This is a genomic window from Synechococcus sp. NOUM97013, assembly GCF_014279815.1.
Classification (GTDB): domain Bacteria; phylum Cyanobacteriota; class Cyanobacteriia; order PCC-6307; family Cyanobiaceae; genus Synechococcus_C.
This window is the reverse complement of the sequence record NZ_CP047941.1, coordinates 2,197,231-2,212,844: the sequence shown is the minus strand read 5'-3', so window position 1 is coordinate 2,212,844 and position 15,614 is coordinate 2,197,231. Positions and strand designations below refer to the sequence as shown.

Here is a 15,614-nt window from a genome sequence, read left to right as displayed (position 1 = left end):
GACGACGCTTGCTCGGCCCGGCTGAATCTCGTTCAGATCGGGTTCGCCGGCTGTCCCGCGCGTGGCTGTTGGTGGTGTCGTCTCTAATCGCAGGATCCGTTGCCTTCACGTTTGTGCGTTTGCGAGGTCGTATCGCTGAATATTTCGACGAACGTACTGAGCAGTTGGTTAGCGCTATCGATGCACAATTGGACTTAATCGATAGTGACTATCAAAGGCAGACGTCTGCGGATTTAAACCTTGCCTTTTTGGCTATTTCTGGAGACACGGCTTCGTCGAGGCGATTAAGTGTTGAAGAGAGAAAGTCAATGCTTCGTTTCTTTGGCGATTGGGATGATGAGAGTCGAAAAAAAATCGATGTCTTTCTTGATATTCTGAAGAAAGATATGGGCGCGGAAGCCACGCTTTTCGCGTTGAATAATACTGGTTTCGTTCGTGTTGCAACAACGTTAAAAACCGAGTCCGGAGCGTCGATGGAGGGGTCATTGCTTGACCCTCAAGGTGTGGTTTCAAATCAATTGCTTCAAGGCAAAACATTTTTTGGTGCTGGAGATTTTCTGGGTGAGCTTTATATCGCTAAAGCGGTTCCTGTTAAAGAGTTTGACGGTCGTATTGTTGGTGCGATTGCTGTCGGTTATCCGGTTCGCGAGCTGAGCGGAATTGGCAGAATTATCCAGTCCTCGAAGGTTGGTGATTCCGGTTTTCTTGCACTAGCTGATAACAGGGGCAAGCTTTTGTATGTCACGGAGGGCCGATCAATTGATGCTTCTCAAGCGATCGTGGATTCCATTGAAGTCGATACTGGTCAGTCTTCTATTCAGGGTGTCAAAGCTGGTGATTACAGAATCAGCTCATTTCAGTTTGAGCCTTGGAACTATAAAATTTATGTTGCCGCAAGCATCTCGGAGATCAATGCTCGAACGGCTCGAAGTGTGACCGAGTCCATGTTGCCGATTGTGCTCGTTCTGCTTTCGGTCATGGTTCTTACGCTCTTGCTTGAGCGCCAATTGAAACGTTCTTTGCTCGAAGCTGAAAGGCTTCGAGTTTCGGCTGAGGAGCAGAGCGAACGTGCGCACAAAGCTAAGAAAACTGCTTTTCTTGCCAGTCAGGCGAAAAGTGAATTTTTGGCCAATATGAGTCATGAGCTCAGAACTCCGATGAATGCCATTATCGGATATAGCGAGATGCTGATTGAAGATTCTGAGGATCTAGAACCAGAAGATTTTGTCGTTGATTTGGAGAAAATACTCTCATCTGGCAAGCATTTGCTTGGTCTTATCAATGGTGTGCTTGATCTATCAAAGATCGAGGCTGGAAAGATGACTCTATATGTTGAAAATGTTTCTTTGCGAGATTTATTTGAGGAGGTCAGCGCTACTGCTGCTCCTTTAGCGCAAAAAAACAACAATCAATTTATTTGCGAGACGCCAACCTATGCTGACGATCTTGTTCGTTCAGATACAACAAAAATTAGGCAAGCTCTGATTAATTTGATCGGCAATGCATGTAAGTTTACTGAAAACGGTACTGTCAGGCTTTCCGCTCAGGTTGAACGTGATTCGCAAGACATTCCCTGGGTCTGTTTCAGAGTTTCCGACACTGGGATCGGAATGTCTGAAGACCAGTTGGAGAAGCTTTTCAAGGACTTCAGTCAAGCAGATGCCAGCACTACGCGTCGCTATGGGGGCACCGGACTTGGACTGTCGTTAAGTCGCAGGTTGAGTCGCTTGATGGGTGGAGATATCACGGTTGAAAGTGCTCTTGGCAAGGGAAGCACGTTCACGATGAAAATCCCCCGTTACCCAGCCGCCGAGTCATCAGCGCAGCTCAATGCTGATGCCTCTGATCATGATGGGGTGGAGATGCAAGTCGTTGATCGGCGCGGGCGTGTCTTGGTGGTTGATGATGATGATCATTCCTTGGAGATGATCAAGCATTTCCTTCTTAAAGCTTCATTCGATGTCTTGAGTGCTCCAAATAGTGAGGCTGGCCTTGAACAAGCCAAATCTTCTGATCCGGATGTTCTGATTGTTGATATTCATTCTTCTCAGCTCAGCGGCTGGGACATGCTTGCCAAAATTCGCGCCGATGAAAAACTGAAGACATTGCCCGTCATTGTTGTGAGTCGTGATGACGCCAAAGAGCTTTCCGTGATGTTGGGCGCAGCGGGAGCTTTGCAGCATCCCATTGATTGGTCTCGTTTAAACCACATCCTTCAAAGGATTCGTTCGGATTACGACCACGCCACGCAGACAGATGTTGCACTTCTGGATGGGTCGCCTCGTCTCAAGGGTTTGGTGGAAGGAATGCTCAAGGATCATCACTGGAATCTTCGCTCCTATTCGTCTGGAGAACACTTGCTGGCTGAAATCTCTGATGATTCTCCTCACCTACTCATTGTGGATCTCTCTGGCGATGCAACGAAGGCGATGCAATCCATTGAATCGATTCGTGTCGAATTTGACCCCAAGGCTCTACCTCTTGTGGCAATCTCGGATAATTCACTTGACGCTGACACCTTGCAGCGACTCGAAGCGGTTGGGTCTCGTTGGCTGACCGTCAGTGGCGCAAATGTCGATGTGATGCTTGCCTCAATTGAGGAATTGATGGCACTCTCTCTGGAGGAGACCTAGGAACTATGACGACGATTCTTCTTGTTGAGGATAATGAATTGAATCGCGATATGTTGTCGCGGAGGCTCAGTCGTAAGGGCTTTGAGGTGCAATTCGCGTTCGATGGTCAGGAAGCGGTCGAGAAAGCGAAAGCACTTATGCCTGACCTGGTGTTGATGGATATTGGCTTGCCCGTGATCGATGGATATGACGCCACGCGCGCGATCAAGTCAGATGACGCAACCAAGGCTATCCCTGTCATTGCCTTGACTGCCCATGCAATGGCTGAAGATCGCAAGCGTTGTCTTGATGCAGGCTGTGACGATTTCGATACGAAGCCGATTGACTTGTCACGCCTTCTCGAAAAGATCCAAACACTGCTCGGAGGTAATGTCTGATGGCTGTTGATCCAAGCTCCAAGGAGAATCTCGAGTACAAGCTGCTCCGTCATGATCTCTATAACCCGATTAACCAGATCGTTGGTTACAGCGAGCTTTTAACCGAAGAGCTCGAAGCTGGTGAAGCAATCGATCCAGATGATCTGGCGAAGATCGGAACATCAGCACGTGTTTTGCTTGAGATGATTCGTAGTCGATTGACGGAATCTGAACTGCAGAGCGAGCGTCATCACGCGACGCGTGATTCCTCTGGCTCAGTGATTCAGTTGAAAACAGAATCATCGCGTCGTTTGCATGATGAGCGGAAGCCCAAGCAGCAATTTCGCAAAGGTCGCATTCTTGTTGTGGATGATGATCCTTATAATCGTGATTTACTTGTTCAAACTCTCTCCAGAGATGGTCATATTGTGTCCACTGCTGAAAGTGGGGAAGTTGCGCTTGATAAAGCTGCAAGTCAACCCTTTGACTTGATTTTGCTCGATATTCAAATGCCTGGTATTGATGGTAGTGAAGTGCTGCGTTTGCTTAAAGGAGCCGCTGCCACTGCTCAGATTCCAGTCATCATGATTTCTGGCTTAGAAGATATCAATGTTGTTGTGGAATGCGTTGAATATGGTGCTGAGGATTATTTGCCCAAGCCTTGTAATCTCACACTTTTGCGTGCGCGAGTTGGTACTTCGCTTGACAAGAAATTTAGGTATGACGAAGATCTGGCTCTCTACGAACACTTGAAGGCAACTCAGGCGACCATCAGGGCGCAGTTGATTGCGGCTCAGAAACTCGCGTCAGAGCTTTCGTCCTCTGAGGACAACGAAGTCACACTTGAAAGGCTGCGTCAGCATTTTGCATCGATGTCTTCGCTCCTGCTGGAGAAAGACTCCGCATTGCATGAGACAATCAAGAAGCTAGAGGTTAAAATCAGCCGCCAAACCGTTGCGACACAGGTCAAAGCCATCACCAACGATCCTGCTTTTAAGACGCTTTCCGAGCGTGCACGTCTGATGCGTCAGCGGCGTCATCAGAGGGGGGCTTGACCATGGTCTCGGCTTCATCTGTCTCGATGGTGGTGGCCGAAAACGGCCTCATCCCATTGGATGAGGCCTATGAGCGTTGTCGTTGTGAAACCGAGGAATGGGCGAAGACCTTTTACCTTGGCACCATGCTCATGCCACCCGAAAAACGGCGGGCGATTTGGGCAATTTACGTCTGGTGTCGTCGCACGGACGAAATCATGGACAGTCCTGAGGCATTGAGCAAGCCTCGGGAGGTGTTGTTAAACCTTTTAGACCAGTGGGAATGTCATACGCGGTCTGTCTTTGATGGTCATGCAGTGAATTGGTTAGATCAAGTTATGGTCGACACGATTCAGCGTTTTGATCAGCCTCTGCAGCCTTATCTCGACATGATTGAGGGCATGAGAATGGACCTCACTTGGACACGTTATTCTACATTTGAAGAGCTCAAGTTGTACTGCTATCGCGTTGCAGGCACTGTCGGACTGATGTCTGAACGTGTGATGGGTGTTGACCCTGGTTACACTTCAGCACCATGGAGTACGGGTGCCAATACTTCAGGTGCAGCGGTTGCCTTGGGTATCGCAAATCAACTCACCAATATCCTCAGGGATGTCGGTGAGGATCGTCATCGTGGCCGCATTTATCTCCCTTTAGAGGATCTCCATCGATTTGATTATACGGAAGAGCAATTGTTTGAGGGTGTCGTCAACGATTCGTGGAAGCGATTGATGGCGTTTCAGATCGATCGAGCGCGTCAGTGGTTCCGTCAATCAGAGGAGGGAGTGCGTTTCCTGGCTCCGGATGCACGCTGGCCTGTCTGGACGTCCCTTCGCCTCTATCGCGGTATTTTGTCCAGGATTGAGCAAAATCAATATGACGTCTTCAACCATCGTGCTTATGTACCCAAGTACAGGAAGTTGATTGACTTGCCCTTTTCCTTCCTGTTGTCTCAATCCCAATAGTGCTTTGTCTTTCCTGAACTGCTCTCGCTCTTCTTTTGCACTTTCCCTGATTTCATTGCTTGCGGCTCTGGCTCCATTGCCAGTAGTTGCGGAGGAGCCAGAACCCCCTGATGCACTACAGATTGAGGCGGTTTCGTTGTCATGGCCTGTGGGCGAAGCACCTCCTGTGCCACCGATCCCACCCGTGACGCTACAGCGCCTTGATATGGACACTGCTGTCCAGCTGGCCCAAGAGCGCAACCCCGTCATTCAGGAAAAATATCAAGCATTCCGTGCAAGCCAGGATGATCTCGGCTCGGACTACGCAACATGGTGGCCAACGGTCAGCCTAGATTTTAATTTTGGTAATTACAATCAGAATTCTTACTACAACTATGCTGGCGCCAATAGTGGTGTTGATACGTCAATTTATAAAGACTATACGGATGGCGCGTCGGTGAGTGGATTGCCTTCCTATTTGTTTGCTCGCAATTACACAAGTAGTTATTTGCAAGGTGTGCAAACACTCGATGTGAATTGGAAGCTTTATGATCCTGCCCGAGGTCCTCAGATATGGAAGGGTAAATATCAGGTCAAGGAAGCGGGTAGTGACTACATCATTTCCCGTCGAGATTACTCCTTGATGACGCGTCAAGCCTACGTCAAGCTTCAGCGCACGTTGGCTTCGATTGTGACTGGTCGTCAGTTGGTGGAGAATGATCGACTGCTTCTGCAATTGGCAGATTCGAGAAAGCGTCTTGGTGTGGCTTCTCAGCTTGATGTTGCCAAGCAGATCACTGTGCTCCGTACGGATGAAGTGAATCTCGTTAACGCGAAACGTGATTCATTGGTCGCGCAAGCGCAGTTGGCTCAACTGCTGAATGACCCTCGCTCGATGGAGATCAAGCCCAGTGAGGCATTGAGTCCCTTGGGTTCGTGGTCTTCTTCATTGCAGGAAACCATCGACTCTGCACTTGAATATCGACAGGTTATTGTCAAAAACCTTTCTCGTATGAAGCAGAACGAGCTACAGGCGGAAATCGATCTGGCTATTTACAGGCCAACGATTGAGCTCGTTAATTCACTTTATTGGACGAAAAACTTAGGCTATCCAAATAGCGGTGAACCTTATATTGTTGATACTGGTCGTAGTGATCTGTGGAATTCGGAATCTGTGTTGCAGATCAAATTAACTGGGTTTGATGGTGGCCGTGCCCGGATGGATGCTGCGGCTGCGAGAAAGCGTGCTGCTGCTGCACAGCTGGCAGCTCGTCAGTCGACCAATTCAGTCATTGAGGAAGTCCGCGAATATTTCGCACAGTCCACCGATGGGCGTGAAGCGGTCCTTGTCGCCTCGGGGCGAGTGCAAGCTGCTTCGTCAGCCCTCAAGTTGCAGTCCCAGAGATTCAATGCTGGCTATGGCACGATCACTGATGTTGTTCAATCACAGCAGGATCTCACGGAAGCTGTGAGTTCCTACATCGAGCAACTGGCTGATTACAACCTTGCTTTGGTCAACTTGGCACGTGCCAGCGGCTTGTCCTACCAAGATGACCCTGACTTGCTTGCTCAGGTTGGTGATCCACTCTCTGCAGTCGGTTTGAGTTCCGTGCTCCAGAGGGCTCAGTCTGATTCTGAGAACTAAATCTAATTGCAAGACCCAGGTTCAAAGCGGTTCCTGGGCTGATATCGAGGTAACGTAAAACCCAATTCTTTCCCCATTGCGTCCTCAGGGCGGATTGACCATGACGCAGATCATTGCAGTTCATTCGTTCCGTGGCGGTACCGGTAAATCAAACCTGACGGCCAACCTGTCGACAGCGTTAGCGCTCCAGGGTAAGCGTGTTGCCATTCTCGACACTGATCTGGCATCCCCAGGCATCCATGTTCTGTTTGATTTTTCTCTCTCTGAGGGTGATCGGTGTCTGAACGATTATTTACAGGAGGATGTGCAGATCCGCGATTGTGTGCATGAGGTGACACCTGACCCGGTCAGGTCTTCCAAGGGTCACATCTTTCTGTTGCCTGCTTCTCTTGATAGTGATCGAATTGCTCGACTCCTTCGTGAGGGCTATCAGGTTGAAAAGCTGAATGATGCGATGTTCGCCATCGCTGATGATTTAAAGCTTGATTTTGTTCTGGTGGATACCCACCCAGGGATTAATGAAGAAACGTTGCTTTCTGCTGCAATCGCTGACCATCTCATCATGGTGATGCGCCCAGATAGTCAGGATTATCTGGGAACTGCAGTCGCTATTGAGGTGGCTCAACGTCTTGACGTGATGAATATTCAACTTGTGATGAATAAACTTCCCAGTCAATTCAGTCGAGATGAGGTGCGTCTACGAATGCAGGAAAGTTATGAGGTTTCCATTGGGGCAATACTTCCGCTCAGTGAAGATCTTTTGACGTTGGCAAGCGGTGGTTTGGCCGTTCTTGAATTTCCTAATCATGCGTGGTCAGATGCGGTTCGTGACCTGGCGACTGTCCTGCTCGAGTCTTCCGGCGATTGATCACTGTGGATCAACTGGATTTGGAAGCACTCCCACGGACGCCTCTCACCATGGCGCTGATGGTGGAGCTTGAGCCTGCTCCGCTCCGACGCCTGTTGAAGAAAGGTCTTCGGCGTGGTCTCAGTACAGATGGGTTGCGAACCTGTCTTGACAGTGATTGGGGCTTCGACTTAGAGAGCGAATCCGCTTCCGAACTTCTCTGCGCTTTGCGTGAGCGGCGTTGGTTTATGCAGTCCCAGGACGCAGACCTTTGGAAGACGCATCTCGGTCCCTGATCCATCAACGTTTTCATGCAGCTGATTCGTACCTGGTACGCCGTTGAGCTCTCTTCGGCAGTCTCTGAAGGCAGCGTCCAGAAACTCAACTTCCATGGAGAGGTTTTTGCGATCTGGCGATCCCTCGACGGGACAGTTTCGGTTGTTCCTGATCGGTGTCCTCACAAGGGAGCCAGCCTCAGTGCGGGCAATGTCGGTGATGAGGGTCTGGCATGCCCTTACCACGGTTGGTGTTTCCAGTCAGACGGCGCCTGCGTCAAGATTCCAGCGCAGGGCGACAACAATCCGATTCCACGTCGCGCCACATTGGGTGGGCTGCCCTGTCTTGAGCAGTATGGATACATCTGGATCTGGTGGGATCCAAAGGGACAATCTGCTCCCGATGACTTGCCTGCTTTGCCTGATGTTGGCCCCATTCCAGAGTCGGATGACAGTGGCTGGCGCTCTCTAGAAGGAACCGTTGTCTGGCAAGCCCATTGGTTGCGTGTGCTGGAAGCATTTATGGATCTGACCCATGCTCCATTTGTTCACAGCGGTAGTTTTGGTGCGATGGCCCCTGATCAGTTGATGCCAGTGGATCAGTGGTGTCGCGATGACAGCGTCTACGAACGCGTGATTGCACCTCGCGATCGTCACTACCGTGCCGACCAAGGGCGTGGTCTGCGTGCCTGGTTCAACCAGGCCGATGACAAAGACGTTGATCAGGAGTCCGATGATGCTGGTGAACAGCACATCCAGCTCTGGTTGGCCAATGTGTCGTTGGTGCGGGTTGTCTTTGGTGATTTCCAGATTTCGCTGATGACCGCCCATGTGCCCATGGATGACGGCACCACTCGAAATTTATGGCGTCACTTCCGTTCGTTCCTGCGCAGTCCACTCGCTGATGGCAACGCTCGAGGACGTGTGGATCGATTCATGGCCGAGGATCAACGCACTGTTGAAACGCTGACTCCAGCAATGCCTGATCTTGATGGTCATGGTAATCTCTTGGTGGCCAGTGATGTGTCGACCTTGGCTCTTCGCCGCATGCTCCGCCAAAAGCGCAATGACGGTCTGCTGATCTGAGGTTGAATCGGCTGGTTTTTCTCTATCAATTCACGTAAGTCAATGACAACTCTTCTCCCGATTGAAGCTCTTGATCATGTTGCTCTCACGGTCAGTGATCCTGACCGATCGATGCAGTGGTATCAGGACGTTCTTGGATTCAAGCCTGCATCGATGGAAGGTCTCAAGCAAGGACCTCCTTATCTCCTTCGTGTGGCTGAAGGGAATTATCTGAACTTATTTCCTTCTGATTCAGTTCCGCTGAAGTCTGTTCCAGATCACAGCACTGTCGCCATGCGACATGTTGCCTTCCGAGTCACTTATGAAGCGATGGCCATCGTTCAACAAGCACTGGAGGATCGTGGCCTTTTGGTGACGGGATTCGACTATGGGCCTCGCTGTCGCGCCCTGTTTATCTCAGATCCAGATGGGCATCAAATCGAACTGATTGGTTACGCCGAGGGTGTTTTCACATCCTGAGGCGTCGTTTGTGCCGGCATCCTCGGCATCGAGATGAGCAGTGCGATGGCTCCAATCACCAAGTAGGCCTGGACTTGAAATGTTGCGCTGTAGCCAGCCCTTTCGAACATCTGTCCGGCAAGTAGAGGTCCGATAAGGGATGTCAGGCTCACCACAGATTGGGTGAGCCCACCCAGTACACCCTGTTGATCTTCTGAGACGCACAGCGACATCGCTGAGCGAAGGCCTGGCGTGCTCAGGCCGACACCACCTGCAAAGAGCAGTTGGGTGATGTAAAGACTGCTGCCCTGTTCGATCTTTGAGACGCCAAACATGGCGATGGCAACAAGTGTGAGGCCGATCATCGAGAGGCGATCAGGTCGCAATCGCTTCAGCAGTTTCGGTAGCAGTGCTCCTTGAACGATCACAGCGACCACGCCGACGTACACCAAAACCAGGGACGTGGGTTGGGGGCCCCAGTTGAAGCGATCCTTCGCTGCGAGCACGAAGATTCCCGAGAATGCGCTGAAGCCCAGATAGAAGAGGAAATAAATGGAGATGAGTTTGCGCAGTCGGCCCGATCCCGCCTTCAGTAATGGATTCGGTTGGCGCTGCTGATCAAGATCTGACGGAGATTTCTGTTGGCGTGATTCTGGAAGGTGAAGGCGGATCAGGATCACGTTGATGACGCAGAAGGCTGCCGCCACCACAAATGGATAGCGCGGATTCAATGCCCCGAGAGCACCTCCAAGCCCTGGTCCAATGATGAATCCCAGTCCAAGTGCAGCCCCAATGGCTCCGAACCCCACCGTTCGTTGGTCTCGGTCTTCAACGGCGTCGGCCACCATCGCTTGTGAGATCGCAAAGACTCCTGATGAGGCGCCATTCAGTGCTGAAAACAGCAGCAACATTGTCAGTGAAGTGGACAGCCCCTGGCCGATGAGAGCGAGGGCACTGATGCCCACGGCCATCGTGAGGATCCCGCGACGCCCCCAGCGGTCCGAGAGCCGGCCAATTACGGGGGCCCCTAAAAACTGCAGGCCGGAATAGATCGCCGTCACACTGGTGACCGCGATGGCATTGAAGGATCCCGTCAGCTGATTCACGAAGAACGGAACCACTGGGAGGAGCAGGCCGAAGCTGGCGGAATCGACGGCCACCACCAGGCAAAGAATGAGCAGGATGCGCTTGTTCATTCGGCTTTTCCTGTGCTGTCGCTGATTGCGTTGCAGAGCATGTCGAGCAGGATCGGGTTGATCTGGTCTGGGGCTTCATCGTGGGGGCAGTGGCCCAGGCCAGGAACTGTTCTCAGTTCACAGACACTCTCGAATGCCGTCCATCGTTGCGCCTGTTCCACCGGTTCCCAGGGATCCGCTTCTCCCCAGATGACCCTCACAGGTGTCGTGAGCCGCTCCAGGAGTTCTGGTGCAAGGTGGTCCTGGAACAGGTTGATGAAGCCGCGGAATGATTCCAGCGCTCCCGGATCTGTGGTGGCTCGATGGAGCACCGATACCAGTTGGTCATCAACGCCAGCTCCGCTGGGGTAAGCGAGTTTGAGAACTTTGCGGATGATGGATGGTCGCGCGAGGCTGCGAAACAGGGGACCGGTGATCCAGCGTTGTCTGACCAGTTGTTTGAGTAACGGTCTGCCCAGTGCACGGAACGGCGGTTGTTCTGAAACACGCTTGTCGTCGATGGCGCGTTGGGCGCAGTCGATCAGAACAACACCTTTGGCAGGTGTGGATCGGGTCTCAAGTATTTCAGCTGCTCGCAGTGCGACGACTCCACCGATGGAGTTGCCCACAAGCTGCACATGTTGAAGTTTGTAGGCATCGAGAAAGCTCACCACCTGCTGCGCCCATAAGTCGATGCAATAGAGCGTGCTGTGTTCCTCTTCAGGCTCGGATGCAAGTCTTGATTGAGGCTTGTCGCTTGAACCAAATCCCAGAAGATCGACCGCTGCCACATTGAACTGTGCGGTCAGTGCCGAAACGTTGTGGCGCCAGTGCTCCTTGCAAGCCCCAAAGCCATGGATCAGAACGACGGTCTGGGTATTGGTGGTGTTTGAGGTTCTGGCGATGCTGATCTTGTGATCGCCCCAGTTCCACTCACCCAGCCATTCCTGAGGGTAAATGGATGATGCTGAAAGGGATGTTGTGACCTGAGATGACATGAGATCGCGAATTAGTGGGTCGTGCTGTTTTTGGATTCGTCCCAGGGATTGATGCGGCCGTCTTCAATGGCCCAGATGCGATCAGCATCTTTCAAAAGACGCAGATCGTGGGTGACGAGAAGCACTGCACTGCCTCGATCGCGTGCAAGCTTGCCGAGCAGTTCAACCACGTCCTGACCTGAACGACTGTCCAGGGATGCTGTGGGCTCATCAGCGAGAATGAGCTCCGGCTCTGGAGCTAGAGCCCGGGCAATTGCGACGCGCTGACGCTGACCACCGGAAAGCTCTTCTGGGTAGTGATTGAGTCGATGGCTGAGTCCGACAGCTTCAAGTAATTCACAGGCTTTATCGCGACGTTTCTGCGGATTGGTTTCGGTGAGCTGAAGCAGAATTTGCACATTCTGCAGAACCGTCAGCGACGACACCAGGTTGTGGCTTTGAAAAATAAACCCGATGCGGCGTCGGGTCTTCATCAGCACGTTTTCACTGGCTCCATTGAGTTCTTGGTTGAGAACCTGAATGGATCCTTCTTCGACGGATCGCAAGGCCCCAAGGAGCGTCAAAAGCGTGCTCTTGCCACTGCCCGAAGGACCTACAAGCAGTGTGATTTCGCCGCTGTACACATCAAAATTCAGATTGTGCAGAATTTCAGTTCTTAGCTCCCCTTTCCCGTAGCTGTGGCAAAGGTTTTGGGTGCTGATGACAGGTTTCATCGTGATGTCGTCGTGCATATGGCGTTAGAAGACGGATGCGGGATCGGCATCACTGAGCTTGCGAATTGCGATCGCAGAGGCAATGGCGCAGGTGCTGATGGTTAAAGCCCCGACAAGAAGCGATTTGTCAGGGGACATTTGCAATTCAATGCCTGACACAGCACTCAAGCCTGCATAAAGGACCGCACTGACAAGGGTTGCAGGGATAAATGCTGAAACTCCCAAAAGAACTGCTTCTTGGATCACCACGATGAGGATGAATTCGCTTGAAAAACCCATCGCTTTCAAGGTTGCGTATTCTTTGAGATGATCGCTGACGTCGGTGTACAGAACCTGGTAAACCACAACGCCGCCCACGAGCAATCCCATGATTGTTCCAAAACCAAAGATGACTCCGAAAGAGGAAACATTGTTCCAATAGTTTCTCTCTTGTTTGATCAATTCTGGTTTCGTTAAAACCTGAATTTCATCTCCATAGAGAGTGCGAAGATCATTTTGAACTCTTGGAATATTGGAAGGCTTGTCGACTCGGATCAGGCCGAGAGAAATTTCTCCCAGATTGATTTGTCTTGATGCCAGCTGGAGTGCTGTTGCCTCGCTGCCAATCAAATTGCTGTCGGCGACGAAGGTTGATCCAAGTGCAAATAGCCCTTTGATTCTAAATGTCTTTTCAAAGTCTGACGAGATCATGTCCAGCGGACCATCAGCTTTGAAGGTTTGTCCGACCGGGCCGGTTTTGATCCTTGACCCAAGCGTGTCGAATAGAACGAAGCCGGGAGTTTTTAATTCATTGCTTTGTTCGTTGATAGCGGGAACATCAAGAACCTTGAGATCCGGGTCGTATCCAATCATCCTCAGGGATGTTGGTTTAATTCCGTTAAGTTGTTGTGCGTTGATGTTGGCGATATAAAGAGGAATTGTTTCACGAATTCCTTCCACGCCCAGGGCTTGAAATAGCTGTGATTGAGGGAACTGCTGATAGCTGCCGCTGTTCACAGTTGCAGGGCTGATCAGCACTAGATCTGTTTCAAGTGCGTTGTAGAACTTGGTAGCGCTCTTCAGCAGGCCTGATTGAAAGCCCAACTGCATGTACATCAACAGAGCGGCAAATCCGATGCCGGTGACGGCAACCAGGTAGCGCACCGGTTGTCGCTTGAGCTGCAACCAGGCAAGAGGCAGGTCGTTGAGATTCAGTCTGTGGACCCAAGATGAGATTTGGCTCATGGTTTGAAGCGAACGATGACGTTCAAGCCGCTCAGCTTCGAGAGCTCTTGCTGGAATTCAGGGTCGATATCCAGTTTCACCAAAATGACGCGAGCATTCACGTCGTTGTTGGCTGCTACGGCAAACAAGTCTCTCTGGGAGACCTTGCCGATAATGGATTTCAGTGTCGCCTGCACTTCTCCTTCGAAGCCTCCAGTTTCCGCTTTGACAATTGCTGATTGACCGATTCGCAGGCGATTCACATCGGTCTGAAAGACCTGCGCCCAGACCTGCATTGATTCAGTGCGGCCGATAACAGCCAAACCTTCATCGGTCTGCTTCATTCCGGGCCAGCTGTAGATCCTGATCAGCCGTCCGTCGAGCGGAGAGCGAACCTCAGCCGATGCCAGTTGACTGCGTGCTTGCTCGACAGAAGCTTTCGCTGCTGCGACGTCGGCTTGACGTTCCAGGATGCTGGCGGTTGTTTTTGCCAGTTCTTCCTCGGAAATGGCGCCATCCTGGAAAAGTTCCTTGCCACGGTTCTGGCTGACTTTCAAAAAGGGCAGCAGTGCACCGGTTGATTTCAACTTGGATTCAGCTTGAACAAGGGCCGATTGCAATTCGTCGTAGCTGCTCAGTCGAACGAGCACTTGACCTTTGGTGATCGTGTCGCCTTCGCCTGCAAACCAGCGCTCAACGATTTCATTTCCTCCAGCGGTCCCCGCGGGGATAGACAGAGGGACAAGGCTTCCCTCAGGCGTGAGGCGGCCAAGCGCTGTGACCTGCTTGGGTTGGCTGGCAACAGGAGGAGGGCTGGGCTTTGGTTTCAGCGCGCTCCAGCCAATGGCTCCAGCAGCAACCACTCCAGCGATGATGAGACCCTTACGGAGTGCGTGGCGATTTTTGGCCTGGCTCGCCATCGTCGATCCTAATTCGGGTTTGGCGCAGCATTTTAAGCCATCTCTGGATAAGATGGACGCCGCTTTGGTCCCCGAAAATGCGCAAGTTCGCTGTTGATAAAGGCGATTACATCTACCGCTCGGAAGAGGCCAGTGGTTCCATCTATCTCGTGAAATCGGGCATGATCGAGATGACCACGCAGTACCCCGAGACAGGCGAGGGCGTCGACTCCACCCATGGTCCCGGTCACGTGTTCGGCGAGGTTGAAATCATCGACAGCCGTCCTCGAATCGCAAGCGCGCGTGCCGCGAAGGCTTGTCAGCTTGTCGAGATTCCAAGAGAGGAGCTCATGGAGATCCTTTACATCAAGCCAGAGAAAAGCCTGATGCTGGGTAAATCCACCTTTGAGCACCTGCGGTCTCTCTACGACGACGCCTCCTTGGATTCTGATCTGGAGCGACTCCGTGAGGAGATGCACGTCAGTATTCGCGACGCTGTGGTGGCCCATGAATCGCGTGTCGTGAAGAGCCACAACGGAATGGCTGCAATCGCTGTGCCGATTATTCTGCTTGTGCTTTTGGCCGGCGCGTCTTATTGGTTCTTCCATCGCGCCTGATTGGCCTTCAACACCTGTCCTTCGTAATCGAACCGATGCCTCGTCAGATCCCCAGCGATGCCGAAAAAGCGAAAGCGATCGATGAGTTCCGATCAGACCTGCAAGAAGCCGTCGAAGAGGGTGTCGATGACCATGAATCCAAGATGACCAAAATGGGGTTTTTATTTCTTGGGATTTTTGTTGGCGTGATCGGTATCGCTGCTCTGCTTCCTTGAGCTCTACAACAACACAAAAAAAGCAGGTCAGTGAGGACCTGCTTTTTTAATGCATTGGCTGATCGGCTGATCAGACAGCAGTCTTTTGGTTGGCGAGGAGATCTTTGAGCTTGGAGAGTTCCCCGGCCCAGCGTGGATCGGGGGCTTCTTCGGCTTTGGCATCGCTGTGAACAACCTTGTTCACAGCTTTGCGTGCGGAGCCCGGTGCATGACCATTGTTCTGACCGCGGCGACCCCCGCCAGCATTGTTGTCGCGTCGCTCAGAACGCTCGACACGAAGAGCATTGCCTCCGAAGTCTTTGCCGTTGAACTGCTCAATCACGGCATCTGCGACTTTCTCGTCGTCGATGTTGGCGAAGCCGAACCCGCGACAGGCACCTGTTTCGCGGTCGAGAACAGCCTTGAAGCGAATTCCCTCCCCGACGCTGGCGAGCTGAGCTTCAAGCTCTTTGCTCTAAAAATTCTGCGGCAAATTGCCGATGTAAAGACGCACGCTCATGAAACGGGGAAGGAAAAAGAAAGACTGCGTGTCAGGC

At 51.7% G+C, this 15,614-nt stretch carries 16 protein-coding genes and 1 pseudogene; 11 read left to right on the top strand and 6 right to left on the bottom strand.

The features are described from left to right. Nucleotides 1-8: 8 nt before the first annotated feature. The 9 genes from SynNOUM97013_RS12055 (at nucleotide 9) to SynNOUM97013_RS12015 (ending at nucleotide 9,279) form a co-directional block, all read left to right on the top strand. On the top strand, nucleotides 9-2,633 hold the full coding sequence (locus SynNOUM97013_RS12055) for an ATP-binding protein (RefSeq protein ID WP_186479988.1): 2,625 nt from the start codon (nucleotides 9-11) through the stop codon (nucleotides 2,631-2,633). A 5-nt stretch (nucleotides 2,634-2,638) separates the two neighbouring features. Beyond that, on the top strand, nucleotides 2,639-3,010 hold the full coding sequence (locus SynNOUM97013_RS12050; protein ID WP_186479987.1) for a response regulator: 372 nt from the start codon (nucleotides 2,639-2,641) through the stop codon (nucleotides 3,008-3,010). Continuing rightward, a complete protein-coding gene (locus tag SynNOUM97013_RS12045) occupies nucleotides 3,010-4,044 on the top strand; it encodes a response regulator (protein WP_186479986.1) in 1,035 nt (344 codons plus the stop codon). The genes SynNOUM97013_RS12050 and SynNOUM97013_RS12045 overlap by 1 nt, the downstream gene beginning before the upstream one ends. Before the next feature lie 2 nt (nucleotides 4,045-4,046). Then, nucleotides 4,047-4,988, top strand: coding sequence for a phytoene synthase (locus tag SynNOUM97013_RS12040; RefSeq protein ID WP_186481627.1), 942 nt, complete (start codon nucleotides 4,047-4,049; stop codon nucleotides 4,986-4,988). A 148-nt stretch (nucleotides 4,989-5,136) separates the two neighbouring features. Further along, nucleotides 5,137-6,612, top strand: coding sequence for a TolC family protein (locus tag SynNOUM97013_RS12035; RefSeq protein WP_186479985.1), 1,476 nt, complete (start codon nucleotides 5,137-5,139; stop codon nucleotides 6,610-6,612). A 100-nt stretch (nucleotides 6,613-6,712) separates the two neighbouring features. Next, nucleotides 6,713-7,480, top strand: a complete 768-nt coding sequence (locus SynNOUM97013_RS12030; protein WP_186479984.1) for a MinD/ParA family protein — start codon at nucleotides 6,713-6,715, stop codon at nucleotides 7,478-7,480. A 5-nt stretch (nucleotides 7,481-7,485) separates the two neighbouring features. Continuing rightward, nucleotides 7,486-7,755, top strand: a complete 270-nt coding sequence (locus SynNOUM97013_RS12025) for a hypothetical protein (RefSeq protein WP_186479983.1) — start codon at nucleotides 7,486-7,488, stop codon at nucleotides 7,753-7,755. A gap of 15 nt (nucleotides 7,756-7,770) precedes the next feature. After that, nucleotides 7,771-8,820, top strand: coding sequence for an aromatic ring-hydroxylating dioxygenase subunit alpha (locus tag SynNOUM97013_RS12020; protein ID WP_186479982.1), 1,050 nt, complete (start codon nucleotides 7,771-7,773; stop codon nucleotides 8,818-8,820). A gap of 42 nt (nucleotides 8,821-8,862) precedes the next feature. Beyond that, the gene (locus SynNOUM97013_RS12015) at nucleotides 8,863-9,279 is read left to right on the top strand and encodes a VOC family protein (protein WP_186479981.1); all 417 of its coding nucleotides are present in this window, start codon (nucleotides 8,863-8,865) and stop codon (nucleotides 9,277-9,279) included. Here the strand turns inward: SynNOUM97013_RS12015 and SynNOUM97013_RS12010 are convergent. Genes SynNOUM97013_RS12010 through SynNOUM97013_RS11990 form a run of 5 tightly spaced genes read right to left on the bottom strand, consistent with a single transcriptional unit; the run spans nucleotide 9,252 to nucleotide 14,267 of the window. Continuing rightward, nucleotides 9,252-10,454, bottom strand: a complete 1,203-nt coding sequence (locus SynNOUM97013_RS12010) for an MFS transporter (RefSeq protein WP_186479980.1) — start codon at nucleotides 10,452-10,454, stop codon at nucleotides 9,252-9,254. The two genes, SynNOUM97013_RS12015 and SynNOUM97013_RS12010, sit on opposite strands and share 28 nt — an antisense overlap. Then, nucleotides 10,451-11,431, bottom strand: coding sequence for an alpha/beta fold hydrolase (locus SynNOUM97013_RS12005; protein ID WP_186479979.1), 981 nt, complete (start codon nucleotides 11,429-11,431; stop codon nucleotides 10,451-10,453). The genes SynNOUM97013_RS12010 and SynNOUM97013_RS12005 overlap by 4 nt, the downstream gene beginning before the upstream one ends. A gap of 11 nt (nucleotides 11,432-11,442) precedes the next feature. Continuing rightward, a complete protein-coding gene (locus SynNOUM97013_RS12000) occupies nucleotides 11,443-12,144 on the bottom strand; it encodes an ATP-binding cassette domain-containing protein (protein WP_186479978.1) in 702 nt (233 codons plus the stop codon). A 24-nt stretch (nucleotides 12,145-12,168) separates the two neighbouring features. Beyond that, nucleotides 12,169-13,368, bottom strand: a complete 1,200-nt coding sequence (gene devC, locus SynNOUM97013_RS11995) for an ABC transporter permease DevC (protein WP_186479977.1) — start codon at nucleotides 13,366-13,368, stop codon at nucleotides 12,169-12,171. Beyond that, nucleotides 13,365-14,267: an HlyD family efflux transporter periplasmic adaptor subunit gene (locus SynNOUM97013_RS11990; protein WP_186479976.1), complete on the bottom strand. Its 903-nt coding sequence runs from the start codon at nucleotides 14,265-14,267 to the stop codon at nucleotides 13,365-13,367. Before SynNOUM97013_RS11990 ends, devC begins: the two co-directional genes overlap by 4 nt. 77 nt (nucleotides 14,268-14,344) lie before the next feature. Here SynNOUM97013_RS11990 and SynNOUM97013_RS11985 point away from each other — a divergent pair, with 77 nt between their 5' ends. Together SynNOUM97013_RS11985 and SynNOUM97013_RS11980 are read left to right on the top strand one after the other, a co-directional pair. Beyond that, entirely contained in the window at nucleotides 14,345-14,863 is a 519-nt protein-coding gene (locus SynNOUM97013_RS11985) for a cyclic nucleotide-binding domain-containing protein (protein ID WP_186479975.1), read from the top strand. A 35-nt stretch (nucleotides 14,864-14,898) separates the two neighbouring features. Continuing rightward, nucleotides 14,899-15,078 (top strand): hypothetical protein, encoded by a 180-nt coding sequence (locus SynNOUM97013_RS11980; RefSeq protein WP_186479974.1) that lies wholly within the window; start codon nucleotides 14,899-14,901, stop codon nucleotides 15,076-15,078. 70 nt (nucleotides 15,079-15,148) lie between these two features. Here the strand turns inward: SynNOUM97013_RS11980 and SynNOUM97013_RS11975 are convergent. Next, nucleotides 15,149-15,577: pseudogene (locus SynNOUM97013_RS11975) on the bottom strand (RNA recognition motif domain-containing protein). Between the last annotated feature and the right edge of the window lie 37 nt (nucleotides 15,578-15,614).

Coding starts and splice junctions, on each gene's coding strand:
- SynNOUM97013_RS11980 (WP_186479974.1), top strand. CDS start 14,899: ATGCCTCGTCAGATCCCCAGCGATGCCGAAAAAGCGAAAGCGATCGAT.
- devC (WP_186479977.1), bottom strand. CDS start 13,368: ATGAGCCAAATCTCATCTTGGGTCCACAGACTGAATCTCAACGACCTG.
- SynNOUM97013_RS12030 (WP_186479984.1), top strand. CDS start 6,713: ATGACGCAGATCATTGCAGTTCATTCGTTCCGTGGCGGTACCGGTAAA.
- SynNOUM97013_RS12050 (WP_186479987.1), top strand. CDS start 2,639: ATGACGACGATTCTTCTTGTTGAGGATAATGAATTGAATCGCGATATG.
- SynNOUM97013_RS11990 (WP_186479976.1), bottom strand. CDS start 14,267: ATGGCGAGCCAGGCCAAAAATCGCCACGCACTCCGTAAGGGTCTCATC.
- SynNOUM97013_RS12040 (WP_186481627.1), top strand. CDS start 4,047: ATGGTCTCGGCTTCATCTGTCTCGATGGTGGTGGCCGAAAACGGCCTC.
- SynNOUM97013_RS12000 (WP_186479978.1), bottom strand. CDS start 12,144: ATGAAACCTGTCATCAGCACCCAAAACCTTTGCCACAGCTACGGGAAA.
- SynNOUM97013_RS12005 (WP_186479979.1), bottom strand. CDS start 11,431: ATGTCATCTCAGGTCACAACATCCCTTTCAGCATCATCCATTTACCCT.
- SynNOUM97013_RS11985 (WP_186479975.1), top strand. CDS start 14,345: ATGCGCAAGTTCGCTGTTGATAAAGGCGATTACATCTACCGCTCGGAA.
- SynNOUM97013_RS12015 (WP_186479981.1), top strand. CDS start 8,863: ATGACAACTCTTCTCCCGATTGAAGCTCTTGATCATGTTGCTCTCACG.
- SynNOUM97013_RS12010 (WP_186479980.1), bottom strand. CDS start 10,454: ATGAACAAGCGCATCCTGCTCATTCTTTGCCTGGTGGTGGCCGTCGAT.
- SynNOUM97013_RS12045 (WP_186479986.1), top strand. CDS start 3,010: ATGGCTGTTGATCCAAGCTCCAAGGAGAATCTCGAGTACAAGCTGCTC.
- SynNOUM97013_RS12020 (WP_186479982.1), top strand. CDS start 7,771: ATGCAGCTGATTCGTACCTGGTACGCCGTTGAGCTCTCTTCGGCAGTC.